27 protein-coding genes and 1 tRNA gene are annotated in these 24587 nt (G+C 66.0%); 10 read left to right on the top strand and 18 right to left on the bottom strand.

Annotated features, from left to right (window positions below):
• Positions 1-75: 75 nt before the first annotated feature.
• Both rpsK and rpsM read right to left on the bottom strand, forming a co-directional pair.
• Entirely contained in the window at positions 76-468 is a 393-nt protein-coding gene (gene rpsK / locus KUV62_RS00795; RefSeq protein WP_076696689.1) for a 30S ribosomal protein S11, read from the bottom strand.
• Between the two features lie 15 nt (positions 469-483).
• Complete coding sequence (rpsM, locus tag KUV62_RS00790; protein ID WP_222601788.1) at positions 484-852, bottom strand: 30S ribosomal protein S13; 369 nt, start codon at positions 850-852, stop codon at positions 484-486.
• Positions 853-1159: 307 nt separating this feature from the next.
• Between rpsM and KUV62_RS00785 the strand changes: the two genes are divergently transcribed.
• Positions 1160-1543, top strand: coding sequence for a BLUF domain-containing protein (locus tag KUV62_RS00785; RefSeq protein WP_261395136.1), 384 nt, complete (start codon positions 1160-1162; stop codon positions 1541-1543).
• 78 nt (positions 1544-1621) lie between these two features.
• On the opposite strand, the gene KUV62_RS00780 is transcribed toward KUV62_RS00785, so the two are convergent.
• The 4 genes from KUV62_RS00780 to KUV62_RS00765 all read right to left on the bottom strand — a co-directional run bounded on the left by KUV62_RS00780 (position 1622) and on the right by KUV62_RS00765 (position 4709).
• Entirely contained in the window at positions 1622-2200 is a 579-nt protein-coding gene (locus tag KUV62_RS00780) for an adenylate kinase (protein WP_222601786.1), read from the bottom strand.
• On the bottom strand, positions 2197-3561 hold the full coding sequence (secY, locus tag KUV62_RS00775; protein WP_222601785.1) for a preprotein translocase subunit SecY: 1365 nt from the start codon (positions 3559-3561) through the stop codon (positions 2197-2199). The genes KUV62_RS00780 and secY overlap by 4 nt, the downstream gene beginning before the upstream one ends.
• Before the next feature lie 110 nt (positions 3562-3671).
• On the bottom strand, positions 3672-4142 hold the full coding sequence (rplO, locus tag KUV62_RS00770) for a 50S ribosomal protein L15 (RefSeq protein WP_222601784.1): 471 nt from the start codon (positions 4140-4142) through the stop codon (positions 3672-3674).
• A gap of 321 nt (positions 4143-4463) precedes the next feature.
• A complete protein-coding gene (locus KUV62_RS00765) occupies positions 4464-4709 on the bottom strand; it encodes an accessory factor UbiK family protein (protein WP_076696675.1) in 246 nt (81 codons plus the stop codon).
• 96 nt (positions 4710-4805) lie between these two features.
• Between KUV62_RS00765 and lgt the strand changes: the two genes are divergently transcribed.
• From lgt to KUV62_RS00740, 5 genes are all read left to right on the top strand, one after another.
• On the top strand, positions 4806-5693 hold the full coding sequence (lgt, locus tag KUV62_RS00760; protein WP_222601783.1) for a prolipoprotein diacylglyceryl transferase: 888 nt from the start codon (positions 4806-4808) through the stop codon (positions 5691-5693).
• Complete coding sequence (locus tag KUV62_RS00755) at positions 5690-6760, top strand: class I SAM-dependent methyltransferase (RefSeq protein WP_222601782.1); 1071 nt, start codon at positions 5690-5692, stop codon at positions 6758-6760. The genes lgt and KUV62_RS00755 overlap by 4 nt, the downstream gene beginning before the upstream one ends.
• Complete coding sequence (pgeF, locus tag KUV62_RS00750) at positions 6750-7505, top strand: peptidoglycan editing factor PgeF (protein WP_222601781.1); 756 nt, start codon at positions 6750-6752, stop codon at positions 7503-7505. The genes KUV62_RS00755 and pgeF overlap by 11 nt, the downstream gene beginning before the upstream one ends.
• Positions 7506-7650: 145 nt before the next feature.
• Positions 7651-7794, top strand: coding sequence for a hypothetical protein (locus KUV62_RS00745; protein ID WP_222601780.1), 144 nt, complete (start codon positions 7651-7653; stop codon positions 7792-7794).
• Between the two features lie 343 nt (positions 7795-8137).
• Positions 8138-8818 carry a Hint domain-containing protein gene (locus KUV62_RS00740; protein ID WP_222601779.1) on the top strand — a complete coding sequence of 227 codons (681 nt, stop codon included), beginning with the start codon at positions 8138-8140 and terminating at the stop codon, positions 8816-8818.
• A gap of 19 nt (positions 8819-8837) precedes the next feature.
• Here the strand turns inward: KUV62_RS00740 and KUV62_RS00735 are convergent, their stop codons facing one another.
• Positions 8838-9338, bottom strand: coding sequence for an Lrp/AsnC family transcriptional regulator (locus tag KUV62_RS00735; RefSeq protein WP_222601778.1), 501 nt, complete (start codon positions 9336-9338; stop codon positions 8838-8840).
• A 308-nt stretch (positions 9339-9646) separates the two neighbouring features.
• Between KUV62_RS00735 and trxB the strand changes: the two genes are divergently transcribed.
• The 4 genes from trxB to KUV62_RS00715 all read left to right on the top strand — a co-directional run bounded on the left by trxB (position 9647) and on the right by KUV62_RS00715 (position 14614).
• Positions 9647-10651, top strand: a complete 1005-nt coding sequence (trxB, locus tag KUV62_RS00730) for a thioredoxin-disulfide reductase (RefSeq protein ID WP_222601777.1) — start codon at positions 9647-9649, stop codon at positions 10649-10651.
• Between the two features lie 265 nt (positions 10652-10916).
• The gene (locus KUV62_RS00725; protein ID WP_222601776.1) at positions 10917-12995 is read left to right on the top strand and encodes a bifunctional sulfate adenylyltransferase/adenylylsulfate kinase; all 2079 of its coding nucleotides are present in this window, start codon (positions 10917-10919) and stop codon (positions 12993-12995) included.
• Between the two features lie 143 nt (positions 12996-13138).
• Positions 13139-13441: a hypothetical protein gene (locus KUV62_RS00720; RefSeq protein WP_222601775.1), complete on the top strand. Its 303-nt coding sequence runs from the start codon at positions 13139-13141 to the stop codon at positions 13439-13441.
• 120 nt (positions 13442-13561) lie between these two features.
• A complete protein-coding gene (locus KUV62_RS00715) occupies positions 13562-14614 on the top strand; it encodes a Hint domain-containing protein (RefSeq protein WP_222601774.1) in 1053 nt (350 codons plus the stop codon).
• 73 nt (positions 14615-14687) lie between these two features.
• On the opposite strand, the gene KUV62_RS00710 is transcribed toward KUV62_RS00715, so the two are convergent.
• The 11 genes from KUV62_RS00710 to KUV62_RS00660 form a co-directional block, all read right to left on the bottom strand.
• Positions 14688-15302 carry a glutathione S-transferase family protein gene (locus KUV62_RS00710; RefSeq protein WP_222601773.1) on the bottom strand — a complete coding sequence of 205 codons (615 nt, stop codon included), beginning with the start codon at positions 15300-15302 and terminating at the stop codon, positions 14688-14690.
• A 163-nt stretch (positions 15303-15465) separates the two neighbouring features.
• A tRNA-Met gene (locus tag KUV62_RS00705) sits at positions 15466-15542 on the bottom strand.
• 182 nt (positions 15543-15724) lie between these two features.
• A complete protein-coding gene (locus KUV62_RS00700) occupies positions 15725-17035 on the bottom strand; it encodes an ATPase (protein WP_222601772.1) in 1311 nt (436 codons plus the stop codon).
• A gap of 120 nt (positions 17036-17155) precedes the next feature.
• Complete coding sequence (locus KUV62_RS00695; protein WP_222601771.1) at positions 17156-17845, bottom strand: SGNH/GDSL hydrolase family protein; 690 nt, start codon at positions 17843-17845, stop codon at positions 17156-17158.
• A gap of 42 nt (positions 17846-17887) precedes the next feature.
• Entirely contained in the window at positions 17888-18385 is a 498-nt protein-coding gene (locus tag KUV62_RS00690; RefSeq protein ID WP_222601770.1) for a prepilin peptidase, read from the bottom strand.
• Between the two features lie 4 nt (positions 18386-18389).
• Complete coding sequence (locus KUV62_RS00685; protein WP_222601769.1) at positions 18390-19250, bottom strand: tetratricopeptide repeat protein; 861 nt, start codon at positions 19248-19250, stop codon at positions 18390-18392.
• Between the two features lie 29 nt (positions 19251-19279).
• Positions 19280-19837, bottom strand: a complete 558-nt coding sequence (locus tag KUV62_RS00680) for a tetratricopeptide repeat protein (RefSeq protein WP_222601768.1) — start codon at positions 19835-19837, stop codon at positions 19280-19282.
• A 20-nt stretch (positions 19838-19857) separates the two neighbouring features.
• On the bottom strand, positions 19858-20829 hold the full coding sequence (locus tag KUV62_RS00675; RefSeq protein ID WP_222601767.1) for a type II secretion system F family protein: 972 nt from the start codon (positions 20827-20829) through the stop codon (positions 19858-19860).
• 13 nt (positions 20830-20842) lie between these two features.
• Positions 20843-21808, bottom strand: coding sequence for a type II secretion system F family protein (locus tag KUV62_RS00670; RefSeq protein WP_222601766.1), 966 nt, complete (start codon positions 21806-21808; stop codon positions 20843-20845).
• Between the two features lie 6 nt (positions 21809-21814).
• Positions 21815-23278 (bottom strand): CpaF family protein, encoded by a 1464-nt coding sequence (locus KUV62_RS00665; RefSeq protein WP_222601765.1) that lies wholly within the window; start codon positions 23276-23278, stop codon positions 21815-21817.
• A gap of 15 nt (positions 23279-23293) precedes the next feature.
• Positions 23294-24526, bottom strand: coding sequence for a CpaE family protein (locus KUV62_RS00660; RefSeq protein WP_222601764.1), 1233 nt, complete (start codon positions 24524-24526; stop codon positions 23294-23296).
• Positions 24527-24587 lie beyond the last annotated feature (61 nt).

Below are 24587 nucleotides of genomic sequence, written 5' to 3'. Positions count from 1 at the left end.
CAGACGCCCGAGGTTGAAATGACGTAAGGTGGGGCCCCGCACAATGGCAGGGCCCCACCTTGGTGTAGCGAAAGATCAGACGCGGCGGCGCTTCGGCGGGCGGCAGCCGTTGTGCGCGATCGGCGTCACGTCGCGGATCGACGTGATGTTGAAGCCGACGGCGGCCAGCGCACGGAGCGCCGACTCACGGCCCGAGCCGGGGCCCTGGACTTCGACTTCCAGCGTCTTCACGCCGTGTTCCTGCGCTTTCTTGCCGGCATCTTCTGCGGCCAGCTGAGCGGCGTAGGGGGTCGATTTCCGCGAGCCCTTGAAGCCCATGGTGCCGGCGGACGACCAGGAGATCGCATTGCCTTGCACGTCCGAGATCAGGATCTTGGTGTTGTTGAACGACGAGTTCACATGCGCCACGCCAGCGGCGATGTTCTTGGAGACCTTCTTCTTGCCTCCGCGACGGGTATCACGTGCCATATCGAGTAGCCTCCCTTACTTCTTCTTGCCGGCGATCGGCTTTGCCGGGCCCTTGCGGGTGCGGGCGTTGGTGTGCGTACGCTGACCGCGCACGGGGAGGTTGCGACGGTGACGCAGGCCGCGGTAGCAGCCGAGGTCCATCAGGCGCTTGACGTTCATTTGAACTTCACGGCGCAGGTCGCCTTCGACGGTGTAGTTGGCGTCGATGTGCTCGCGGATCGCGAGAACTTCGGCGTCGGACAGCTCGTTGACCCGGCGGGCGGCGTCAATGTTGACGGCGTCGCAGATGGCCTTGGCCGAGGTGTGGCCGATACCGGTGATGTAGGTGAGGGCGATAGGCACCCGTTTGTTGGTCGGGATGTTGACGCCGGCGATACGTGCCAAATCTCTGTTCCTTTTCGTTGCGGTTCCGTAGTGCCAGAACCTTTTTTCACAACATGAGCCCGAGGCGCGATCGCCGTCGGGCTGTCCGCTGATGAGGTGATCTGCGGTAGGGGTGCGACCCGCCCCGCAAACATCGATTCTCTGATAGAGATGCGGGTGGGTATGAGGATTCGGGACAGGCGTCAACCCCATATGGGGAACCTTGTCCCGGCGCGGCGCGTTTGTCCCGACATGATGATCGAGAACAACATCTCCCGCCAGAGCCCGGCACGCGGAAAGCGCGCCTGATCCCCATATGATCACTCAGATGCTCTATACAAGCCTGTCGCGCCATCCGCGAGGGCATTCGTCGGATTTCGACATCCTTCAACACGCGATGCAGAACAATCGCGACCGGGGCGTGACGGGATACCTGCTGCGCGATACCGACCGGTTCTGCCAGGTTCTCGAGGGTCCGAGGGAGGTGCTCGAAAGCCTCTATGAACGGATCCATCTCGATCCGCGGCACTACCAGATCGTCCTGCGGATGCAGCGCGACGTCGCCGAGCGCAGCTTTCTCGGCTGGTCGATGGGGTATGCCACCCTGTCCTCGTCCGACGCTGCGATCCTGTCGCGATGCTTTGCCGGCCCGCCGCGCGCGGTGCTTCTGGCCTTCGACCGGGTCGGCCGGATCGCCGGCGTGTCTGGGTGACGGGGCAGGGGCCGTCGTGCCGGAAACGAAAAAGGCGGACCCGAAGGTCCGCCTTTTGTCTTGTCCGAAGCGCCGGGATCAGCCGTCGAGCTTCGCCGCCAGCGCGGCCTTGACCTCGTCCATCGAGGCCATGCCGTCGACGCGCGAATACATGCCCTTGGCATAGTAGTAGCCGATCAGCGGCGAGGTCTGCTTGTAATATTCCATCAGACGCTTCTTGAGGCTCTCGGCGTTGTCGTCGGCGCGCGGCTTGTCGCCCGCGGCAACCGCCGCCTCGGCGCGGCCGACGATCCGGCCCACGAGGGCCTCGTCATTGACGCGCAGCTCGATCACCGCGTCGAGGCTCTGCCCCATCTCGTCGAGCAGCTCACCCAGCGCGTCCGCCTGCTTCAGCGTGCGCGGGAAGCCGTCGAAGATGAAGCCGGCCGACTTCGTGCCCTGCAGCTTCTCGCGGATCAGGCCGATGACGATCTCGTCGGTGACCAGCTCGCCGGCATCCATGATTGCGGCAACCCGCTTGCCCATCTCGCTGCCCGAGGCCTTGGCCTCGCGCAGCATGTCGCCGGTGGAAAGCTGCACCATGCCGCGCTCCTCGACGAGGAATCCGGCCTGTGTGCCTTTGCCGGCGCCCGGCGGTCCAAGAAGAATGATGTTCATCGGCGTGCAGGTCCCCTCCGCTTGCGGGTCTTACTCTTACCGCGGAGCTGCGACTTCTGAATAAGACCTTCGTATTGATGTGCCAGCAGATGGCTCTGGATCTGCTGAATGGTGTCCATCGTGACCGATACCACGATGAGAACAGAGGTGCCGCCGAAATAGAACGGGATCGCGTATTGAGAGCGCAGGATCTCGGGCAGCAGGCAGACCGCCGCCAGATAGGCCGAGCCCAGCACCAGGATCCGGTTGACCACGTATTCGAGGTGGTCGGCGGTACGCTTGCCGGGGCGGATGCCCGGGATGAAGCCGTTCTGGTTCTTCAGGTTGTCGGCCACGTCATCGGGTTTGAACGACACGTTGAAGGTGTAGAAATACGCGAAGAACACGATCATCGCGGCGAAGAACAGCAGGTAGAGCGGCTGTCCGGGGCCGAAATAGGCGAGGATCGTCGACATCACCGGACCGCTCGAGCCGGCCTGGCTGAAGGTCGCGATGGTGGTCGGCAGCAGCAGCAGCGAGGAGGCGAAGATCGCCGGGATGACGCCCGCCGGGTTGACCTTGACGGGCAGGTGCGACTGCTGCGCCTCGGTCATCTTCATGCCGACCTGGCGGCGCGGGTACTGGATGGTGATCTTGCGCAGGGCGCGTTCCATGAACACCACGAACATGATCACCGCGATGACCATGACGATAACGCCGACGATGATCGCCGGGCTCATGGCGCCGGAGCGGCCGGAGGCGAAGAACTGCGCCAGCGCGGCCGGAATCTCGGCGACGATGCCGACGAAGATGATCAGCGAGATGCCGTTGCCGACGCCGCGGGCGGTGATCTGCTCGCCGAGCCACATCAGGAACATGGTGCCGCCGACCAGCGTGATGACCACGGCGGCGCGGAAATACCAGCCCGCCTCGTGGGCCAGATCGCCGGCCTCGAGCGAGACCGCGAGACCGTAGGCCTGGAACAGCGCCAGCGCGACGGTGCCGTAGCGGGTGTACTGGTTGATCTTCTTGCGGCCCTGCTCGCCCTCTTTCTTGAGCTGCTCGAGCGCCGGCACCATGGCCGCGAGGAGCTGCACGATGATCGAGGCCGAGATGTAGGGCATGATCCCGAGGGCAAAGATGCCCATGCGTCCCAGCGCGCCGCCGGTGAACATGGAGACCATGCCGCCGATGCCCTGGCCGGCCTGCTCCATGAAGTCGCGGAGCGCGCCGCCGTCGATGCCGGGGACGGGGATGAAGGTGCCCAGCCGGTAGACGATCAGAAGGCCGAGGGTGAATAGGATGCGGTTGCGAAGGTCAGTGGCCTTCCCAAGCGCCGCCCAACTGGTGTTGGCGGCCATTTGTTCCACAGCGGATGCCATGCGGGTCCTCTCGAAGGCAGAACGCCGCCGGAAGCGCTTTCCGGCTCCGGCGGCGTTCGTGGAAAACGTGGGGTCCTATGTAAGCGGCTGTCTCACCGCTCACAACCCGCTTATTCTGCGGCTGCCGCAGCCGTGACCTTGAGTGCGCCGCCGGCCTTCTCGACCGCCTCGACGGCCGATTTCGACGCGCCGGTGGTCTCGATGGTCAGCGCGGTGGTCACCTCGCCCTTGGCGAGCACGCGGATGCCGTCGAGCTTGCGGCGCACGAGGCCCGACGCCACCAGGCTGTCCTCGGTGATCGAGCCGGCGTCGAGCTTGCCGGCGTCGACGAATTTCTGGATCAGGCCCAGGTTGACGACAGCGTAGCTCTTGCGGTTCGGCTTGTTGAAGCCGCGCTTTGGCAGACGCTGGTAGAGCGGCATCTGGCCGCCTTCGTAGCCGTTGATGGCCACACCCGAACGCGATTTCTGACCCTTGATACCACGGCCACCCATCTTGCCCTTGCCCGAACCCGGGCCACGGCCGATGCGCTTTTTGGACCGGGTGGCACCCGGGTTGTCGCGAAGTTCATTCAGTTTCATGTCGCTTCTCCATTGCCGGATGTGACCCCGAAGCGAACGGGCCAACCACGGCGTTTCTTGGTTTTCTGAATCAGTGGCGCGAGGCCACCGGGGGCCTGTAACGCAGTGTCCCCGCCAAAGCAAGGGCGCGGCTCGGCGGTGCCCTATCCGATGGGCAGCGCGACGTCACGGATCGGCCTGCCTCCGGCGGGAGTATTTTTCACGAAGAGAAGCCAGGGGCGCCGTGCTCCCGCCTTCTCTGGTTTCAAAATACCTCGGGGGTGAATTGGCGCACAGCGCCAAGAGGGGGCAGCGCCCCCTTGCCACGCCGAGGCCGGGCAATCACTCGGCGCCTTTCTCCAGCGCGTCGAGACGGGCCTTCAGCGCCTCGTTCTCCTCGCGGGCCTTCTGTGCCATGGCGCGCACCGCGTCGAACTCCTCGCGGGTGACGAAATCGCGATCGGCCAGCCAGCGGTCGATCATCGACTTCATCGCGGTCTCGGCCTCGTCCTTGGCGCCCTGCGCCACGCCCATGGCGTTGGTCATCAGCTGCGAGATGTCGTCGAATACCTTGTTGCGGGTCTGCATGGGCTGCTCCTGATACGATGTTGGCCTCAATATGGGACCTGCGGGCGCCGGCCTCAAGGTTGACTTCGCCCGTAAAGCGACGGCACTCATGCCGGCATGAAAGCTGCCCTGCAATTCCCCTCGCTCTCGCCCGAACTGTTCTCGATCTCGCTCGGCGGTTTCGAGTTCGCCCTGCGCTGGTACGCGCTGGCCTATATCGCCGGCATCTTGATCGGCTGGCAGCTCGCCGCCGCGGCGCTGCGCCGGACGCGGCTCTGGCGCGACGACACCCCGCCGATGAGCACCGAGCAACTCGAACAACTGCTCACCTGGGTGATCCTCGGCATCATCCTCGGCGGGCGACTGGGCTTCGTGCTGTTCTACCAGCCGGCCTATTACCTCGCCAATCCCGGCGAGATCCTGATGATCTGGCACGGCGGCATGTCGTTTCACGGCGGACTCCTGGGGGTGATTCTGGCAGCACTGGCCTTCTGCCTGAAGCACGGCATCCGGCTGATGCCCACCGCCGACCTGATGGCGCTCGCTGTGCCGCCGGGGCTGCTGCTCGGACGGATCGCCAATTTTGTCAACGCCGAGCTCTGGGGCCGACCCACCGATCTGCCCTGGGGGGTGATCTTCCCCGGTCAGGCGGCGCAGGCCTGCGGGCAGGCGGCGGGGGAGCTCTGCGCGCGCCACCCCTCGCAGCTCTACGAGGCCGGGCTCGAAGGGCTGATCCTCGGCGCGGTGCTGGTCTGGCTGGCCTTCGCCCGTGGCGCGCTGACGCGGCCGGGCGTCGTCGCCGGGACATTTTTCGCGGGCTACGGGCTCGCGCGCTTCGTCGTCGAGTTCGTCCGTCAGCCCGATGCGCAGTTCGTCGCGCCGGGCAATCCGCTGGGGCTTGCGCTGCAGGTGGGCGGCTATGGTCTGACCATGGGGCAGATCCTGTCGCTGCCGATGATTCTCATCGGGGTTGCGCTGCTGGTCACGGCGAGGCGGCGGGCATGAGCCCGCTCGAGGACATCCTGCACCGGCGCATCGCCGCCGAGGGGCCGATGACCATCGCCGAATACATGGCGACCTGTCTCGGCCATCCGCAGCACGGCTATTACCAGATTCGTGATCCGCTGGGGGCGGCGGGCGATTTCACCACCGCGCCCGAGATCAGCCAGATGTTCGGCGAACTGCTTGGGCTCTGCCTCGCGCAATGCTGGCTGGAGCAGGGGCGGCCGAGCGCGTTCGTTCTGGCCGAGCTAGGGCCCGGCCGCGGCACGCTGATGGCCGACGCCACCCGCGCCATGCGCGGCGTGCCGGGGATGCTCGAGGCGGCGCATCTGCATCTCGTCGAGACCTCGCCGCGCCTGCGCGACGAGCAGCACCGCCGGCTCGCGCCGCTGATGCCGGTCTGGCATGACAGCATTGAGAAGCTGCCCGAGGCACCGCTCTTCCTGCTTGCCAACGAGTTCTTCGACGCGCTGCCGATCCGCCAGTTCCTCCGCAAAGGCGATGCGTGGTGCGAGCGCGTGGTCGGCTTCGAGGACGGCGCGCTCGCCTTCGGCCTGACCGAGCCGGCGCCGCGCGGCGATCTCGAATCCCGGTTGGCCGACACGCAGGAGGGCGACCTGGTCGAGACCTGCGCCCCCGCCGCCGGCATCGCCGAGGAGATCGGCCGCCGCCTTCAGGCGCATGGCGGCGCGGCTCTGATCGTCGATTACGGCAGCGCGCGAAGCCTCGGCGATACGTTTCAGGCGGTGCGGCGGCACGACAAGGTCTCGCCGCTCTCCGCGCCGGGCAGCGCCGACCTCACCGCGCATGTGGATTTCGGCGCGCTCGCCGCCGCCACGCCCTGCGCCACCAGCGCGCTCACGCCGCAGGGCGTTTTCCTCGAGCGCCTCGGCATCACCGATCGGGCGCGCGCGCTTGCCGCACGGCTCAGCGGAGCGCAGCTCGACAGCCACGTCGCCGCACATCGCCGGTTGACGCACCCCGAGGAAATGGGTTCGCTGTTCAAGACGCTCGGGGCCTTCCCCGAGGGCGCTGCCCCTCCGCCCGGACTGCTGACACATGACGCTTGAGATCATCACCTCGGAAAGCCTCGCCCCCCTTCGGCACGGCTTCTTCACCCGCAAGGGAGGCGCCTCGTCGGGCGTGTTCTCCGGGCTGAACTGCGGCAACGGCTCCTCGGACCAGTCCGAGATCGTGGCAATCAATCGCGCCCGGGTCGCGGCGGCGATGGAGGTGCCGGTCGAGCGGCTGGTCAACGTGCACCAGACCCATTCCGCCAAGGTGCTGGTGGTCGACGGCCCGCACGAAGGCCCGACGCCCGAGGCCGATGGCCTTGTGACGGCAACGCCGGGTCTGGCGATCGCGGTGCTCACCGCGGATTGTCAGCCTGTTCTCTTCGCCGATGCCGAGGCCGGCGTCGTGGGGGCCGCCCATGCGGGCTGGCGCGGCGCCATCGACGGGGTTCTGGAAGAGACCGTTGCCGCGATGGTCGGGCTCGGCGCGGCGCGCGAGCGCATCCGCGCGGTGATCGGGCCGAGCATCAGCCAGCGCGCCTACGAGGTTGGCCCCGAGTTTTTCGACGCCTTCATGAGCGAAGACGCGGTGAACGGCCGCTTCTTCGCCGGCGGCGAGGGCGACCGGATGCAATTCGACCTGCCGGGCTTCGGCCTGCACAAGCTGCGCGAGGCCGGGGTCGAGGCGGAATGGACCCGCCACTGCACCTATTCCGACCCGCAGCGCTTCTTCTCCTTCCGGCGTTCGGTGCATGAGCGCGAGGCGGATTACGGCCGGTTGATCTCGTCGATCCGGATCTGATCGCGAGATCGGAAACAAACCTGCCGCGCCCCTGAAATTGTCCGCGCTTTGTCAAAAAGGCGCCCCAATTGCCCGGCAATGTCCCGGCAAGGCCGCAGGCAGGCACCTGCGGAAACAGGCAAGAAAATCGAGCAGGAGCAGTGAAATGAAAAAGCAGAGCCGGTTCATCAAGTCGGTCGTCGCGACCTCCAAGTCGGCAGAGATGGAGCTTCCCTGGGCGCGCGGCACGCGTCGGGAAGCCGCCATCGCGCGCAGGAAGGGGCAGGCGCTCATTCTCAAGCGGGCCTGATTTCGATCCCGATTCGCCGTGCTTTCGGCACGATCCGGCGGATTGGGGTCAAATATGGTGACAATCCTTCGTCACGCGCCGGATTGATCGCGCCAGATCGGTCAAATCCGGTTAAATTTTGACAGACCGGGGGCATTGTGCCCTACCTGTCATCATTCGTTTTACAACAGTCCTTCTGTTGTTGTTGGTGGGGGCCAACACGGTTGTGACCAGTCCTTTAAGGGGTGTTCACGTGTCTAGTCTTAACCAGTCTCACTCTGCCGTCGCACGCAGGGTTTCTCTCCAGATTCCGCGCAAGCCCGCGCCGCTTCGGGCCGAGCGCCCGCGCCGCAGCTCGGCGCTGATGCGCAAATACGAAGCGTCCGCGCTGATGCCGGACCTCTCGATCTCCTTCAAGAGCCACATCGCTCCGGCCAGCCCGCTGTTCGAGGAAGCCTGCACCGCCTTCGCGCGCGGCACGCTGATTCCCACGGTGCGCGGCCCGATCGCCGTCGAGGATCTGCTGCCCGGCGATTACGTCCAGAGCAGCCACGGCGCCCAGCCGGTGACCTGGATCGGCTCGACCACCTATGTTCCCGGCATTCCCGACGATGCGACGACCCTCGCCTCGCTGTCGCGCATCACCTCAGACAGCTTCGGCCCCGGCCGCCCGATGGTCGACGTGCTGGTCGGCCCGGCGGCGCATATGGTGATGCGGCGCGACCGTCTGAAATCGCTGATTGGCAGCGAAGCCGTGCTGGTGCCGGTGTCGGATTTCGCCGATGGCGACCGCATCGTCGAGGTGACGCCGGTGGGTTCGGTGCAGCTCTACCACTTCATGCTCGGCCGTCACGCGACCGTGCAGATCGGCGGCATCGAGATGGAAAGCTATCACCCCGGCAAGGCCGTGACTCGCCCGATGGGCGAGGCGGCGGCCGCGCTGTTCCTGTCGATGTTCCCGAATATCGAGCGGCTTCAGGATTTCGGCGAGCTCAGCCTCACGCGCAGCTCGCGCGAGGTGATCGACAGCCTGACCTCTCTCTGAAGCCCGGAGGCGGGCGGCCTCAGGCGGAGCGGCTCAGCCGCTCCTCCAGAACGTCGAACGGCACGCCCGGCTCGTCCTTGGCGCCGCGGATCACCAGCGAGGTCTTCACGCTGCCGACATTCTCGGCGGTGAGCAGCTCTCCGGTCAGGAAGCTCTGGAAGGTCGAGAGATCTGGCGCCACGCATTTCAGGATGAAATCGACCTCGCCGTTGAGCATGTGGCACTCGCGCACGAGCGGCCAGTTGCGGCAGCGCTCTTCGAAGGCGCGCAGATCGACCTCGGCCTGGCTCTGGAGCCCGACCGACGCGAAGACCTGAACCTCAAAGCCCAGTTCGCGCGGATCGACATCGGCATGGTAGCCGCGGATGAAGCCCTGTTCCTCGAGCGTGCGCACTCGGCGCAGGCAGGGCGGGGCGGAGATCCCGACACGTTTGGCGAGCTCGACATTGGTCATGCGACCATCGGCCTGCAGCTCCGCCAGAATCTTGCGGTCGATCGGATCGAGCCGGTTCCCGGGCATCGTCATACCTCTTTTGATTTCGCGATTGTTATAGCATCCCGACAGGCTGGCGCAATAAAGTTTCACTCTGGCGAAAGAATATTAAGATCTGCTGCGCCGAAGCGCCGTTTTTCGCATCATGACACTGTATGGTTGAAGCCGTCATCCGCTCCGGTCCGTACGTCTCGCTCTGGGCAGGCGCGTCCCGGTCCGGATCGCGCGACTTATGCCGCGCTGCGGCGGAAACGGCAAGCGCTTCGGGGCAGGGCTTTCGCTGCGCTGGCAAGGCGACTATATGAGCGCGAAACGCTTTGTCCGAGGATTGCCCAATGTCCGATACCCGCCACACCAAGGTCCTGATCATCGGCTCCGGCCCGGCCGGCTACACCGCCGGTGTCTACGCCTCGCGCGCCATGCTCGAGCCGATCCTCGTGCAGGGGCTCGAGCCGGGCGGTCAGCTGACCACCACCACCGAGGTCGAGAACTGGCCCGGCCACACCGAGGTGCAGGGCCCCGAGCTGATGGTCAACATGGAGGCCCATGCCCGCGCCATGGGTACCGAGATCATCGGCGACATCATCACCAAGCTCGAGCTCGACAAGCGCCCGTTCGTGGCGCATGGCGACAGCGGCACCACCTACACCGCCGACGCGGTGATCCTCGCCACCGGCGCGCGCGCCAAGTGGCTGGGTCTCGAGTCCGAGGAGGCCTACAAGGGCTTCGGCGTCTCTGCCTGCGCCACCTGTGACGGCTTCTTCTACCGCGGCCAGGAGATCGTTGTGGTCGGCGGCGGCAACACCGCCGTGGAAGAGGCGCTCTTCCTCACCAACTTCGCAAGCAAGGTGACGCTGATCCACCGCCGCGACGAGCTGCGCGCCGAGAAGATCCTGCAGGACCGGCTGCTCAAGCACGAGAAGATCGTGCCGCTCTGGCATCACGCGCTTGAGGAAGTGGTGGGCGAGGACAGCCCCAAGGGCGTCACCGCGGTGCGGGCCAAGAACGTGCAGACCGGCGAAATCACCGAGATCCCCTGCAAGGGCGTGTTCATCGCCATCGGCCACGCGCCGGCCAACGAGCTGGTCAAGGACGTGCTCGAGACCCACATGGGCGGCTATGTGAAGACCCAGCCCGACAGCACAGCGACCTCGATCCCGGGCGTCTTCGCCGCTGGCGACCTGACCGACCACAAGTACCGGCAGGCGGTGACCAGCGCTGGCATGGGCTGCATGGCAGCGCTCGAGGCCGAGCGTTGGCTGGCCGAGCAGGGCATCGACGAGGGCAAGGACACCTCCGAGCCGCTGGGCTACGGTGCCGAGAACCCGGTCGCCGGTTAAGGCCGCGACTGGGCGCGATTTTGCGCGAGTTTTTTTCGGGGGCGTGCCACTGGCGCGCCCCTTTCTCGTTGTAGTGCAGAATCGGGGCCGACTTGGGCCGTTGACGCAGCGGCGACAATCATTGGTTGAGGCGAAGGTCTGCCGCATCTTCGCAACTCTGAGCTCGCGGCAGGCGCGAATTATGCGCCTGCAGCAATTTTTCCTTCCCTGAGCCGATCGTCTGTGCAATGCGTTCACTCGTGAACACACTTTGAGTCGTCCATTTATGTCCGCGCCTGGTGCAAAACCGATTACCGATGAGGAAGGCCCGCTGTTTCGGCTTCTGCGTCAGCTCGATCTGTCGCCGGATGCGTCGCAGCGGGAGATCTCCTCGGCCATCGGGGTGTCGCTCGGGGGTCTCAATGCACAGCTTCGGGCCGCAGCCGAAGCCGGGTTCATCACCATCCGCGAACGTTCGGGGCCCGACCGGCGCCAGCGTTTCGCCTATTCCCTGACTTCGCGCGGCGCGGCTGAAAAGGCCCGGCTCACGGACCGCTTTCTGGCGCGGAAGTTCCTCGAGTACCAGGCGCTTCATGCCGAATTGACCGGGACCGCCATCGGCTACGTTCCCACCACTAACAGGACCAGATTTATGCAGAACAATCTCGCTCCCATTCCCGAGCTCTACGTCTCGTATGACAGCGCGCAGAAACTGAAGGTCGAAGCCGGCGAGCTGACTTCGCACGATCTCTCGCCGCGCCAGATCTGCGACCTCGAGCTGCTGATGAACGGCGGCTTCTACCCGCTGAAGGGCTTCCTGTCGGAAGAGGATTATGACGGCGTCGTCGACAACATGCGTCTGGCCGACGGCACGCTCTGGCCGATGCCGATCACCCTCGACGTCAAGGAAGACTTCGCCGACAGCATCGAGATCGGTCAGGACATCGCCCTGCGCGACCAGGAAGGCGTGATCCTCGCCACCATGACCGTCACCGACAAGTGGGCGCCGAACAAGTCGAAGGAAGCCGAGAAGGTCTTCGGTGCCGATGACGATGCGCACCCGGCGGTCAACTACCTGCACAACCACGCCGGCAAGATCTATCTCGGCGGCCCGGTGACCGGCATCCAGCAGCCGGTGCACTACGATTTCCGCGCCCGCCGCGACACGCCGAACGAGCTGCGCGCCTATTTCCGTAAGCTCGGCTGGCGCAAGGTGGTGGCGTTCCAGACTCGCAACCCGCTGCACCGCGCCCACCAGGAGCTGACCTTCCGCGCCGCCCGTGAATCGCAGGCCAACCTGCTGATCCACCCGGTCGTCGGCATGACCAAGCCGGGCGACGTCGATCACTTCACCCGCGTGCGCTGCTACGAGGCCGTCCTCGACAAGTACCCGGCCGCCACCACCTCGATGTCGCTGCTGCCGCTCGCCATGCGCATGGCCGGCCCCCGCGAGGCGGTCTGGCACGGCCTGATCCGCAAGAACTACGGCGTGACCCACTTCATCGTCGGCCGCGACCACGCCGGCCCCGGCAAGAACTCCGCCGGCGAGGATTTCTACGGCCCCTACGACGCGCAGGAGCTGTTCAAGGCGCATGAGGAAGAAATGGGCATCGAGATGGTGCCGTTCAAACACATGGTTTATGTGGAGGAGCGCGCCCAGTACGAGCCCGCCGACGAGATCGCCGACAAGGACAGCGTCAACATCCTGAACATCTCGGGCACCGAGCTGCGTCGCCGTCTGCAGGAAGGCCTCGAGATCCCCGAGTGGTTCTCCTTCCCCGAGGTGGTCGCCGAGCTGCGCAAGACCAAGCCGCCGCGCTCGAAGCAGGGCTTCACCGTGTTCTTCACCGGCTTCTCTGGCTCGGGCAAGTCGACCATCGCCAACGCTCTGATGACCAAGCTGATGGAGCTGGGCGGCCGCCCGGTGACGCTGCTCGACGGCGATATCGTCCGCAAGAACCTCAGCTCCGAGCTGGGCTTCTCCAAGGAGCACCGCGATCTCAACATCCGCCGCATCGGCTATGTGGCCTCCGAGATCACCAAGAACGGCGGCATCGCGATCTGCGCGCCCATCGCGCCCTACGCGACCACCCGCCGCGCGGTGCGCGAGGACATCGAGCAGTTCGGCGCCTTCATCGAGGTGCATGTCGCGACCTCGATCGAGGAGTGCGAGCGCCGTGACCGCAAGGGCCTCTACAAGCTGGCCCGCGAAGGCAAGATCAAGGAGTTCACCGGCATCTCCGATCCCTACGACGTTCCGGCCAACCCGGAGCTGCGGGTCGAGACCGAGGGCACCGATGTCGACAACTGCGCGCACCAGGTGATCCTGAAGCTCGAGAGCATGGGCCTGATCGCCGGCCACTGAGCCGCGACCACGCTCGAAACAGGGGCCACGCGCGACACCGCGCGTGGCCTTTTTGCATTGCGTCGGCGGGGCCGCGCGGGCGCGTTTGCCCCGGCGCCGCGATGGGCTATCCTCGGGCCACATGCAGGAAAGGCAGTTTGGCCATGAAACTCTTCATCATTCTCCTTGCCGCCGCGGTGACGGTGGCCGGTGTCGCCCAGGCGGCGCGAGGGGCGCCCGAGAGCCGCGAGGAGGCACGCAGCGACGCGGGCGAGCGCCTTGCGATGAGCATGGGCCGGCCCAATGCGCTGACGGACGGCGAACAGCAGCAGGTGGTCTTCCTGCTGCCGGGGACCGACCCGGCCAGCATCCCGCCCGAGAAATGGGGCCGGGTTCGCACCATCCTCTACGGAAACTTCAGCGATGCCGACAAGAAGACCCGGCTGAGAAACCTCCTCCGACGCTGACGCATCGTCTTCGGCAGGCCCAGCACTGTCTCCGGGGCAGAGCAGGGCAAAGCAGCCGTTAACCTTAGCCTCACCTTAAGCTCCTAGTCTCGTGACAACGCGGAACAGGCGTGGGGCGCCATGGTCGATGTCACCACCTGGGGCTGGTACCAGTCGGGAATCTATCCTGGCTGGGACCCGCTCAACCAGAACAATCTCGATGCCCGGCTGAACGGCACCTCGATCGATCCCGCCGGATACATCATCTTCACCATGCGCGATGCCGATGGCGACGGGGTGATCCGCGATTTCGACAGTGGTGACGGGTCGGCGGGCGATCTCGGCGAATACGTGATCGGCCCCTCGACGATCCTATATCCGGCCGAGATCGCGCTCTATACCGGCTCGACGATGGTGGCGGATGGCCAGGTCTTTACCGGGCTCGATATCGAGGTGACGCTGTTCACCGACGGCAGCTGGGGCGCGCGGCTGATGGATTATTCCATCCCGCCCAACATCTTCCCGAACGAGGTCAGCTCGGTCACGCTCGGCACGTGGAATGGCGTCGAGTATAGCGGCATCTACACCGCCGGGGTCGACCAGCCGCTGTGCTTTGCCGCCGAGGCGCAGCTCTGCACCGAGCGCGGGCCGCGACCGGCGGTGCAGCTGCAGCCCGGCGACCGGGTCTGGACGCTCGATGCAGGATGGCAGGCGCTGGTCTGGGTCGGCCATGTGCGGGCATCGGGGCAGGGCGGGCATCGGGCGCCGGTCCTGGTGCCGCCGGGGGTGCTGGGCGCAAGCGCCCCGTTGCGGCTCTCGGCGCGGCACCTGGTGCTGCTGCGATCGCCCCGGGCGGAGCTGCTCTTCGGCACATCCGAGGTGCTGCTGCCGGCCGCGGCGCTCTGCGGTGTCGCCGGGGTGCGGCGTGCGCCCTGCACGCGGGTGACCTGGGTGCATCTGATGACCGGGGAGCACCAGCTTCTCAGCGCAAGCGGTGTTTTGTGCGAAAGCTACCGCCCGGCGCCGCGGGCGCAGGCCAGTCTGACGCGCGGCCAGTGGGACGGGCTGCGCAAGGTCTGGGATGGCAGGGCGATGCCGGCGGCCCGCCCGGTGCTGCGGCGCTGGCAGGCGCGGGCGCTTCTGGCGGAGAACGACACGCTGATCGGGGCCCCCGCGCTGCGCGATGCAGGCTGAGGCCATGCCGGCGCAAGTGGCCCGGATCGCGCCGTCGCGTGCTTTGCGCTGCTGCGTCGGGAGCGGGGCGGCGCTACGTGGGGAAGAAGGCGTCCGGTGTCTTCATTCCGGTCAGCGCGCCCATGTCCGCCCGCCAGCCGGCCATGGCGGGGGAGGGGGCAACCCCTGCCGCCTCTAGCCACTGGACGTAGCCCCAGACCGCGCAGTCGCCGATGCCCGGCGCATCGCCATGAAGGAAGCGGGCGTCGCCCAGCAGCCGGTCGAAATTCTGTCGGTCGATCTCGTAGCGCGCGGTCAGCCAGGCGATCACCTCCGCCGGTAGCCCGCCGTTGCCGGGGCGCCGCGCTTCCTTGAGCTGCGGCAGGCACATGCCGATGCGGTTGGCCTCCCACATCAGGATCTCGCGCCCCCGCCGGAGCCCCTCCGGCGTGTCGCCGCCCAGCACCGCGAAGCGCTGCGCCAGCTCCATCAGGATCGCGCCGGACTGGAACACCGCGGTGCCGTCGATGAGCAGGACCGGCACCTCGGCGAAGGGGCTGACGGCGAGGAACGCCGGGGGCCGGCTTTCCGGCGCCGCCCAGATGTCGATCCGGGTTGTCTGGTGCGCGAGACCGGCCAGCGAAAGCGCCAGGGCGACCTTGCAGGCATGGCCGCTGTCGGGGTGTCCGTAGAGGTGAAGGTCGGGCATGGGGAGCTCCTCGGGTCTATGCCACCAAGGTGCGGGCGGTGCGCCGCTTGTCAATGCGATGCTGCGCACGCGCGGCCTCTCCACGCATCCACAAGACCAAGCCTGCCCGATGCTCGAATGCCGTGCGCAAGCCAGTGGCTGTATTCAGAACTGAGGGGGGATTTGGTAGCGGAGGAGGGACTTGAACCCCCGACACGCGGATTATGATTCCGCTGCTCTAACCAACTGAGCTACTCCGCCAAACCGTGGAGCGGTGGGTATGACAGGGGCGCTGACTCGTCAAGCGGAAAAGACGCGATTTTTCGCGGTTTCTGAAATTGAACGCGCCGCCTCAATCCGACGCGCCGCAATGGCCGGGGCAGGACGCAAAACGCCGCCCCGAAAGGGCGGCGTGCGAGGCGGTGGAGGGCCCTTGCGGGGGCTCATTTCACGATGGTCTCATCCTTCACGAACATGTTGGCCCAGGCGCGATCGACCAACTCCTTGGTCATGCGGTAGGGCCAGCCCTCGAAGTTGCAGATCGCGATCATCTGGTCGATCAGGAAGACCGGCTGGTAGTTGGCGTAGACGTTCTGGATCGTCGGGTACTTGTTCTTCAACAGGTAGACCAGGGCGCCCTCGTCGAGCTCCAGCTTCTTCTTGCGCGCAACCAATGCGAAGATCTTCAGGAAGTCCTGCTGGTTGGGGCCGTCGATCTTGATCTTGAAGAAGATCCGGCGCAGCGCCGCCTTGTCGAAGATCTCGTTGGGGTGGAAGTTGGTCGAGAAGATCACCAGCGTGTCGAAGGGCACCTCGAACTTCTCGCCCGACTGCAGGGCGAGGATGTCCTTCGATTCCTCCAGCGGCACGATCCAGCGGTTGACCAGCGCCTGCGGCGGCTCGGCCTGGCGGCCGAGGTCGTCGACGATGAAGATGCCACCCGTCGACTTGAGCTGCAGCGGCGCCTGGTAGGTGCGCGCGGTGGGGTTGTAGACGAGGTCGAGCATGTTGAGCGACAGCTCGCCGCCGGTGATCACCGTGGGGCGCTCGCAGAGCACGTAGCGGGTGTCGAAGCGGTTGGTGCGTCGCAGGGCGGTGGGGTCGTCCTCGGCGGTCTCGGCGGCGTTGTGCACGATCGGATCGTAGACCGAGATCACCTGGCCGGAATACTCGATGGCCCGCGGCACGTAGATCTTGTCGCCCATGGCGTCGCGGATGCCGTTGGAGATCGAGGACTTGCCGTTGCCCGGCGGGCCATACATCAGGATCGAGCGCCCGGAGCCGACCGCCGGCCCAAGATGCGAGATCAGCTGTTCGGGCAGCACGAGATGGCCCATCGCGCGCATGAGCTGGTCGCGGGTGATCTGGATATTGCGGATCGACTGGCGCTTGACCTGCTGGCGGTAGATCTCGAGCGGCACCGGCATGGCGCCGAAATATTCCGACTGCGACAGCGCGTCGAGAGCGCGGGCCTTGCCGGAATCGGTGAGCTGGTAGCCCATCTCCCCGCCGCTGCTGCTGGCGCTCAAGGTGCCCATCGCCTCGACGAGGTTCTGCGAGCGGGCGAGGTCGATCAGCTCCTGGGTGATGCCGATCGGCAGGCAGAGCGCCTTCGCCAGCGCGGTGACGGTATTGGCGTTCTTGCGGAACAGGGTCTTGATCGCGATGTCACGCATGAAGACCGTCGACAGGCTCATCTCGTCCAGACGCTTGGGCGCCGGCGGAGCCATGACGGAGCTCGATTCCATGTTCATTGGCGGGGGTCCCGTAGAAAGTGTTGCCGATGAGGAAACGGTAGCTTTGTGGCAACAGCTTGACCGGGCTTGGGAATTGCAGCGGCGCCTCGAGGCAGGGCGCAGCAAGGGCGGGCAGGCTCAGGGGGGCGGCGCTGCCTCGATCGCGTCGGCGATGCGCCGGGCGATGGCCCGGCTGCCCTTGGGGGAGGGGTGGATCAGGTCGGGGCCGTGGAACGAGCGGTCGCCCTCGGGCACCAGGTCGGCCAGCGACACGAAGCTGACCCCGGGGTCGCGCTCCGCGAGCCTCGCGAGGCGGCTCTCGAAACGGCCCCCGATCTCGCGGCAGCCATCGATCAGCGACCAGCGCCCGGGGCTGCGCAGATAGCCGGGATAGACCACGCGGGCGCCGCCGGCGCGCAGCTTGGTCACGAGATCGGGGATCACGCCGCTGCTGCCATCCTCCGAGATCATCCGGTCGAGGCGGGCGTCGCAGAGCGCACAGGCGCAGCCGAAGAGCAGATCGTTGCCGCCGCCGTTGAGCACCACCCAGTCCCAGTCATGGGCGCGGTATTGCGCCTGAATCCGCAGACCCGCGCTGCCGCTGATCGGAAAGACATAGATCATCCGGGCGCCCGGCACCGAGCGGTCGATGACCGGCTGGCCGAGCAGCGCCTCGAGCCCGTCGCCCACCGACTGCCCGGTGCCGCGATGGGTGGCGAGCATCGAGTCGCCCATCATCAGGATGCGGGCATCGCTGTCGGGGGCAACACGCTCGCCACAGGCAGCCAGCAGGCCGAGCGCGGCGACGCAGAGCAGGCGCAGGAACATGGCGGCCCTCCTTGCGGCGGGCGCCGGCCGATCCCGCGCCCGTCAGGTGCCGTAGAGTATGCCGAGGATCAGGTATATGGCCAGTGTCCCGCCGAGCGCCACGCCCATCGGGAATCGCTTGCCGCTCGACCAGCTCTTCCACTCGGGCGCCAGCCTGCGCAGCGGGGTCAGCTTGGCGATGCGGTGGGCAAGGAAGGCAGCGAGCGTCACGGCGGCGCCGAGCGCCATCAGGAAGCGCAGGTCGCCGACGTGGATGAAGGGCGCCGCTGCGGCGATGAACTTGGCATCTCCCGCGCCCATGATGCCGCCTGCATTGAGCGCGATGCCGGCCACAAGCGCGACGCCGAAATGGGCGTAGCGCCAGAGATAGGCGTCGAAGGGCAGCACGAAGGCCCCAATGAGCGCAAAGACCAGCAGCAGCGCCAGGTTGGCCTGGTTGGTGATCCGCATCTCGCGCATGTCGGTGAAGCAGACATAGAGACAGATCGGCAGCACGAACGGCGCGAACCAGGTCGCGGCGGCGGCGGAAATCGACAGCATCGGCTCAGTTCGTAAGGCCGGGGTCCAGCGCCGCCAGCGCCGTGGCTGCGGCATCGAAATGCTGCGGATGGGTCTCGATCGCGTCTTCCAGCAGGCCCTTCCCGATGCGCACATCGCCGCGCTTGATCGCCGAGAGGCCCATCGTGTGCAGCAGCTCGGCGCGCTCGACTTGGGTCATCTGCATCACCGGCAGGGCATAGTTGCCCTGAGCACCGCGCGACAGCACGAGGTTGTTCTTCGCAGTGAACATCGACGGATCGTGGCGCAGGGTCTCGTAGAACAGCTTTTCCGCGCCCTCGTAGTCGCCGCGGCTGAGCTTGGAATAGCCCCAGTTGTTCAGGACCGAGGCCGGCTTGGTGGTCAGGCCCACCGCGGTCTCGTAGAAGCTGTCGGCCTTGTCCCAGTTCTGGTTGGCGTCGGCGATCATCGCCTCGAGCCGGTAGCGCTTGTAGGTTTCGTGGGTCGGCGGGATCGAGTTCAGCGTCTGCTCGGCGCGCTCCCAGTCATTGTTGCGGATCAGCGCATCGGCCAGCGCCACGCGGTCATCGCTGGTGCTGTCGGCGTGATCGACGACCTTGGCCCAGGCGATGGTGGCTTCCTGGCTGCGCTTGGCGCGCACCAGCGAGGCGGCGAGGCCGCGCATCAGGTCGATGCGGCCCGGGTCCATGCTGTCGGCGCGCTGGAAATAGACCACCGCCTCGGCCGGATCGGCCGCCTTGAGCATGACATCGTTGAGGCCGGTCCCGTCGATGGCGTTCACACCGGTGAACTCGCGGTCGACGGCGTCCTTGTCGATGGTCTTGTCACATGCGGAGAGTCCGAACACCCCTGCCGCGCAGAGGGTCGCAAGGATGGGGTGGCGCATGTTTGCGTCCTTTTGCTGCTCTTGCCTCGTCAGTCGATCGACCGGATGAGGTAGCTGCCGCTGCCCCGGCGGACCAACTTGTAGTCTTCTTGCCTGGGCTCACCATATCCCGAAGTTTCCATTTTTGCGAGCGCCAACCGCAGATTGTCGCGAATTGCGTCACTTTCGCCATTGTCGAGCGCGTAGGCGCGGCGGAAGACCTCGGAGGCCTCGGAGGTTTCGCCGCGTTCCATCAGCACGACACCGAGATTGTTCCAAGCCTCGGCCCAGTCGGGCTCTTCCTCGACGGCGCGGCGCAGCAGCGCTTCCGACTGGTTGAGGCGCCCGAGCCCGAGATTGGCGGTGCCGAGCGAGCTCAGCACCTCGCCGGTGAGGCCGTGGGTGCCGGCAGCGCGGGTGAAGGCCTCGAGCGCGAGCTCGTACTGGCCCGCCTCCATCAGCCGGTGGCCGACGATCAGACCGTCGACCGCCTCGCCGCCGGGATCGAGGGCAGGGGCATAGACCTGGTCTTCGGGCAAGACTTGGCCGCCTGAAGAACAGGCGGCCAGCAGCAGTAGGGTCAGGCAGGCGATCAGGCCTCGGAGCATGGCGGTCTTACATGGCGCTGCTAGAAGCCGAGGCTCCCGAGCTTGGTGATGTTCACGACCGACGGGCCGACCAGGATGATCAGCAGCGGCGGCACGGTGAGCATCATAGTGGTGAGCGTCATCTTTGTCGGCAGCTTGTTTGCCTTTTCCTCGGCGCGCATGACTCTTTTGTCACGCATCTCGCTGGCATAGATGCGCAGCGCGTCGGCGATCGAGGTGCCGAAGGTCGAGGCCTGGTTGAGCACCGTGACGAAGGACGAGACATCGGCCACGCCGCAGCGCTCGCCCATGTCGTTGAGCACCGCCGACTTGTCCTTGCCGGCCTTCATTTCGTGGCTGATGATCTCGAACTCGTCGGCCAGCGCCGCGTAGGAGGCGCGGATTTCCTTCGAGACGCGCACGATCGACTGGTCGAGCGACTGGCCTGCCTCGACGCAGACCAGCATCATGTCGAGCGCATCGGGGAAGCCTTCCTCGATCTGCTTCTTGCGCTCCTCGACCCGCTTGGTGATCCAGTATTTCGGCGCCAGGTAGCCGAGCGCGCCGGGCAGGATGATGTACATCAGTTTCTGCTGCATCGTGCTTTCGGGGCCGTCGATGAACATCAGGTAATAGGCAAGGCCCGCGGCCAGCAGGCCGAGCCCCATGACCATCTGTGCGAGGTAGTAGAGCCGCACCGCATCGCGGGTGCGATAGCCCGCCTGCAGCAGCTTCATGCGCACCTCGCCGAGCTCCTCGGCGCTCTTCGGCTCGAGATACTGGGCGTATTTGTTGAGCTTGGCGTTCTTGCCCTTCTCGCGGAGGATGGCCTTGGTCTCGGCGTCGACGCGGTCGCGGCCGGACTTGGCCAGCTTGTCGAGCGGATCGGGCTTCTGGCTGAGCATCAGCGGGATCGCCGCGACGATGAGCAGGAAGGCGAGGCCGGCGACCACCATCAGCGGACCCGCCGGGCCCAGCATGTCGGTCACCATGGTGTTGAGCGTTTCGATCATCGGGGAGCCCCTCTCAGACCTTGATGTTCACGAGCATGCGCATGACGATGAGGTTCAGCGCCAGAAAGATCGCGACGATGAAGCAGGCGGGGATGAACCACGGGTGGTCCAGAACCTCGTCATAGTAATTCGGGTCGGTCAGCTGGATCACCAGCAGCACCGCAACGGGGAAACCCGACAGGAACTTGCCCGACCATTGCGCCTCGGCGGTGATCGCCTTGACGCGGCGGAACAGCCGGAAGCGGGCGCGGATCACCTTGGCCAGACCCTCGAGGATCTCGGCGAGGTTGCCGCCGGATTGCTGCTGGATCGAGACGGCCACCGCGAGGAAGCGCAGGTCCTGCATGTCGAGCCGCTCGGCCATGTGCTTGAGGCTCTCGCCGATATCGCGGCCATAGGTGGACTCGTCCGCGATGACGCCGAACTCGGTGGCGAGCGGATCCTTGATCTCCTTCGAGACCACGGAGATCGCCGAGCTGAACGGGTGGCCGACGCGCAGCGAGCGCACCATCAGCTCGACCGCATCAGGGAGCTGCTCCTCGATCAGCGCGAGGCGCTTCTTGGCCTTGCCGTTGACCCACATGAAGACCCCGCCGACGCCCATGCCGATGGCGATCACCACCCGCACGCCAAGGCCGGCCTCGGTGCCCATGGTGAGGCCGAAGAAGGCGAAGGCGCTGACGCCCACCATCATCATGATGAGCTGGTTCGGGGTGAAGGCCAGCGCCGCCTTCTGGGCCCGGTCGGCCAGCAGCGAGTAGAGCGGCAGGCCGCGGCTCTTCATGTGCTGGTCCATCTCCTTGCGGAGCTTGGCCAGGACCTCCTCGCGGTTGGCGTGCTTGTCGAGCATCTCGAGCCGGCGATTGACCTTGCTGTTGAGGCTGATCGATTTGCCGAAGGCCACGAGGTAGACGCCTTCGACGAGGATCAGAACGCCGACGAAGATCAGGCCGTAGATAATCAGTTCTGCGGAAAACATCGCGGGTTACTCCGGACGGAAGGGTTCGTAGATCGACGGCGGGACATCGTAGCCCCACATCTTGAAGCGCTCGGAGAAGTGGCTACGCACGCCCGTCGCGGTGAAATGGCCGATGATCTTGTTGTCGGGGGTCAGGCCGACGCGCTGGTAGCGGAAGATCTCCTGCATGGAGATGACGTCGCCCTCCATGCCGGTGATCTCGCTGATCGAGGTCATCCGGCGCGAGCCGTCCTGCAGGCGCGAGGCCTGCACGATGAGGTTGACCGCAGAGGAGATCTGGCTGCGCATCGCCTTGAGCGGCATTTCCACGCCGGCCATCGCGATCATGTTCTCGAGCCGAGAGATGCCGTCGCGCGGGTTGTTGGCGTGGATCGTGGTCATCGAGCCGTCATGGCCGGTGTTCATGGCCTGAAGCATGTCGATCACCTCCTCGCCGCGGGTCTCGCCGACGATGATGCGGTCGGGGCGCATCCGCAGCGCGTTCTTGAGGCAGTCGCGCGGGGTGACGGCGCCCTTGCCCTCGACGTTGGGCGGACGACTTTCCATGCGTCCCACATGGCTCTGCTGAAGCTGGAGTTCCGCAGTGTCCTCGATGGTCAGGATGCGCTCGCTGTCATCAATGAACGACGACAGCGCGTTGAGCGTGGTGGTCTTGCCCGAGCCGGTGCCACCGGAGACGATGACGTTGAGCCGGGTGGCGACGGCGGCCTGAAGGTAGACGGCCATCTCCTCGGTGAAGGCGCCGAACTGGATCAGGTCGTCGATCGACAGCTTGTCCTTCTTGAATTTCCGGATCGAGACCAGCGAGCCGTCGACGGCGATCGGCGGCACCATGGCGTTGAAACGCGAGCCGTCGGCGAGACGGGCGTCGACATAGGGGTTCGACTCGTCGACCCGGCGGCCCACCGCCGAGACGATCTTGTCGATGATCCGCATGAGGTGCCGCTCGTCCTTGAAGACGATGTCCGACATCTGGAGCTTGCCGGCGCGCTCGACGAAGATCTGGTGCGGGCCGTTGACGAGAATATCGGACACCGTGTCGTCCTGCAGCAGCGCCTCGAGCGGTCCGAGCCCCTTGACCTCGTCATAGAGCTCCTGGTTGAGGGCCTGCCGGTCCTCGCGGTTCAGCACGATGCCCTTGTCCTGCAGGGTCTCGGCGACGATGGCGCTGATTTCCTCGCGCAGTTCCTTCTCGCTGGCCTGGTCGATGGCCGCGAGGTTGAGGTTGTCGAGCAGCACCCGGTGCATCTCGAGCTTGATGTCGCCGAGGCGCTCCTTGCGCTTCTTCTCGCGGTCCTGCGGGCTGACCTCGGCAGGCTTGCTGCGCGGCTTGCGCATGTTGGCCGGGGTCGGCTTGGGGGTGGCCTTGGGCTGCTGCGGGGCAGGGGCCTTGGCCGCTGCCTGGCCCTCCGCCAGCGCGACGACAGGTTCGGCACTCTTGGCCGAAGGCTTCTTGTAGCGGGAGAACATCCGTCAGGCTCCTTCTCAGGCCGCTTGCGCGTCGGACTGGCCGATGCTGTGCAGCTCGGCCGCCAGCTTCGCGATTTCCTTGCGCAGAGGATTCTTCGGCGCGTGCTGCGCCAGCGGCATGCCGTGATCGTTGGCCTGCCCGACCAGGCGCCCGCCATCCGAAAGCTGCAGGTCGATGCTGATGCCGAGGCTTTCCGCCATCCGGCGCACCCGGCTCTTGCCCTGCAGGTCGGTGAATTTCGGAGCATGGTTGAGCGTGAAGCGCATTTTCTCGAACGGCAGTTCCTCGGCCTGCATCGCGCGCTTCAGGCGCAACGTGTTCTGGGCCGAGCGCATGTCGAGCTCGAGCAGAGCGAAATAGACCTGGGCCTCGGTCAGCACGGTGTCGGTCCACTGCACCAGCGTTGAGGGCATGTCGACGACGACGTAATCGAAATGCTCGCGGGCGACGTCGAGGATCTGCTTCACCTCCTCGGGGCCGATCAGGTCGAGCGGCACGAGGTCGGCGGGCGAGGTCAGCACCTGCAGCTTGTCCTCGAAGCTCACCAGTGCCTGGCCGAAGCTCTCGCCATCCATCGACTCGACGTCGCTCAGCATCTCGAGCACTGCCTCGCGGCGGGGCAGGTCGAGATAGGTGGCGACGGATCCGAATTGCAGGCTGAAATCGAGCAGGCAGACCCGCGGGGGGCGATCCTTGGTGACGTTGGCCAGCTCCCAGGCGAGGTTGACTGCGAAGTTTGTGACACCGCACCCGCCGCACATGCCCTGCACGGCGATCAGCACGCCATCGCCATCGCCCGACAGCTTGACGCCCTGCGGGTCTGCCGCGGCGGTGACGGTCTCGCGCCGCATGCGGTCGACGGCCGAGGCGAGCTCGCCCTCGGGAAGCGGGTAGGGGACGAACTCGTCGGCGCCCCGGCGCAGCAGCTGGTGCAGTGCCGCCGGGGTGACATCCTCGGCGATCAGCACGACCTTGATGTTGCGTTCCTTGGCGGCGCCGATGACTTCGGAGATCAGGGCGAGATTGTCCTCGTCCTCCTCGTCGATGGCCATCGCGACGAACTCGAGCTCGGCGGCGTCAGGCTGGCCGAGGAAGGCCAGCGCCTCGCCAAAGCCGAGATCGCCCCAACCCTCGCCGAGCAGTGCTTCCATGTCCTCGATGAGAAGATCGAAATTCTGCACGTTGCGGCTGATCGTGCAGGCGACGATCGGGCTCGGGTCGTTCTGAACAGCAGTGATACTCGTCATTTGCCTGTCATCCTTTGCCTTCTTGGGGACGCACCCGGCGAGGCGTGGAAAGACAGCACAC

This window comes from Salipiger bermudensis (assembly GCF_019801965.1).
GTDB classification, from domain to species: Bacteria; Pseudomonadota; Alphaproteobacteria; order Rhodobacterales; family Rhodobacteraceae; genus Salipiger; species Salipiger bermudensis_A.
Note: the sequence above shows the minus strand (reverse complement) of the source record. Positions and strands in the feature narration are given on the sequence as shown.

What these genes read in the sequence shown, in the direction of transcription:
- KUV62_RS00740 (WP_222601779.1), top strand. Translation starts at nt 8,138, where the DNA reads ATGCGCAAATACGAAGCGTCCGCGCTGATGCCGGACCTCTCGATCTCC.
- rplO (WP_222601784.1), bottom strand. Translation starts at nt 4,142, where the DNA reads ATGAAACTGAATGAACTTCGCGACAACCCGGGTGCCACCCGGTCCAAA.
- pgeF (WP_222601781.1), top strand. Translation starts at nt 6,750, where the DNA reads ATGACGCTTGAGATCATCACCTCGGAAAGCCTCGCCCCCCTTCGGCAC.
- KUV62_RS00670 (WP_222601766.1), bottom strand. Translation starts at nt 21,808, where the DNA reads ATGTTTTCCGCAGAACTGATTATCTACGGCCTGATCTTCGTCGGCGTT.
- KUV62_RS00780 (WP_222601786.1), bottom strand. Translation starts at nt 2,200, where the DNA reads ATGAACATCATTCTTCTTGGACCGCCGGGCGCCGGCAAAGGCACACAG.
- secY (WP_222601785.1), bottom strand. Translation starts at nt 3,561, where the DNA reads ATGGCATCCGCTGTGGAACAAATGGCCGCCAACACCAGTTGGGCGGCG.
- KUV62_RS00695 (WP_222601771.1), bottom strand. Translation starts at nt 17,845, where the DNA reads ATGTTCCTGCGCCTGCTCTGCGTCGCCGCGCTCGGCCTGCTGGCTGCC.
- KUV62_RS00680 (WP_222601768.1), bottom strand. Translation starts at nt 19,837, where the DNA reads ATGCTCCGAGGCCTGATCGCCTGCCTGACCCTACTGCTGCTGGCCGCC.
- KUV62_RS00665 (WP_222601765.1), bottom strand. Translation starts at nt 23,278, where the DNA reads ATGTTCTCCCGCTACAAGAAGCCTTCGGCCAAGAGTGCCGAACCTGTC.
- KUV62_RS00690 (WP_222601770.1), bottom strand. Translation starts at nt 18,385, where the DNA reads ATGCTGTCGATTTCCGCCGCCGCCGCGACCTGGTTCGCGCCGTTCGTG.
- KUV62_RS00700 (WP_222601772.1), bottom strand. Translation starts at nt 17,035, where the DNA reads ATGAACATGGAATCGAGCTCCGTCATGGCTCCGCCGGCGCCCAAGCGT.
- trxB (WP_222601777.1), top strand. Translation starts at nt 9,647, where the DNA reads ATGTCCGATACCCGCCACACCAAGGTCCTGATCATCGGCTCCGGCCCG.
- KUV62_RS00660 (WP_222601764.1), bottom strand. Translation starts at nt 24,526, where the DNA reads ATGACGAGTATCACTGCTGTTCAGAACGACCCGAGCCCGATCGTCGCC.
- KUV62_RS00685 (WP_222601769.1), bottom strand. Translation starts at nt 19,250, where the DNA reads ATGCGCCACCCCATCCTTGCGACCCTCTGCGCGGCAGGGGTGTTCGGA.
- KUV62_RS00720 (WP_222601775.1), top strand. Translation starts at nt 13,139, where the DNA reads ATGAAACTCTTCATCATTCTCCTTGCCGCCGCGGTGACGGTGGCCGGT.
- KUV62_RS00785 (WP_261395136.1), top strand. Translation starts at nt 1,160, where the DNA reads ATGCTCTATACAAGCCTGTCGCGCCATCCGCGAGGGCATTCGTCGGAT.
- lgt (WP_222601783.1), top strand. Translation starts at nt 4,806, where the DNA reads ATGAAAGCTGCCCTGCAATTCCCCTCGCTCTCGCCCGAACTGTTCTCG.
- rpsK (WP_076696689.1), bottom strand. Translation starts at nt 468, where the DNA reads ATGGCACGTGATACCCGTCGCGGAGGCAAGAAGAAGGTCTCCAAGAAC.
- KUV62_RS00725 (WP_222601776.1), top strand. Translation starts at nt 10,917, where the DNA reads ATGTCCGCGCCTGGTGCAAAACCGATTACCGATGAGGAAGGCCCGCTG.
- KUV62_RS00735 (WP_222601778.1), bottom strand. Translation starts at nt 9,338, where the DNA reads ATGCCCGGGAACCGGCTCGATCCGATCGACCGCAAGATTCTGGCGGAG.
- KUV62_RS00715 (WP_222601774.1), top strand. Translation starts at nt 13,562, where the DNA reads ATGGTCGATGTCACCACCTGGGGCTGGTACCAGTCGGGAATCTATCCT.
- KUV62_RS00675 (WP_222601767.1), bottom strand. Translation starts at nt 20,829, where the DNA reads ATGATCGAAACGCTCAACACCATGGTGACCGACATGCTGGGCCCGGCG.
- KUV62_RS00745 (WP_222601780.1), top strand. Translation starts at nt 7,651, where the DNA reads ATGAAAAAGCAGAGCCGGTTCATCAAGTCGGTCGTCGCGACCTCCAAG.
- KUV62_RS00765 (WP_076696675.1), bottom strand. Translation starts at nt 4,709, where the DNA reads ATGCAGACCCGCAACAAGGTATTCGACGACATCTCGCAGCTGATGACC.
- KUV62_RS00710 (WP_222601773.1), bottom strand. Translation starts at nt 15,302, where the DNA reads ATGCCCGACCTTCACCTCTACGGACACCCCGACAGCGGCCATGCCTGC.
- KUV62_RS00755 (WP_222601782.1), top strand. Translation starts at nt 5,690, where the DNA reads ATGAGCCCGCTCGAGGACATCCTGCACCGGCGCATCGCCGCCGAGGGG.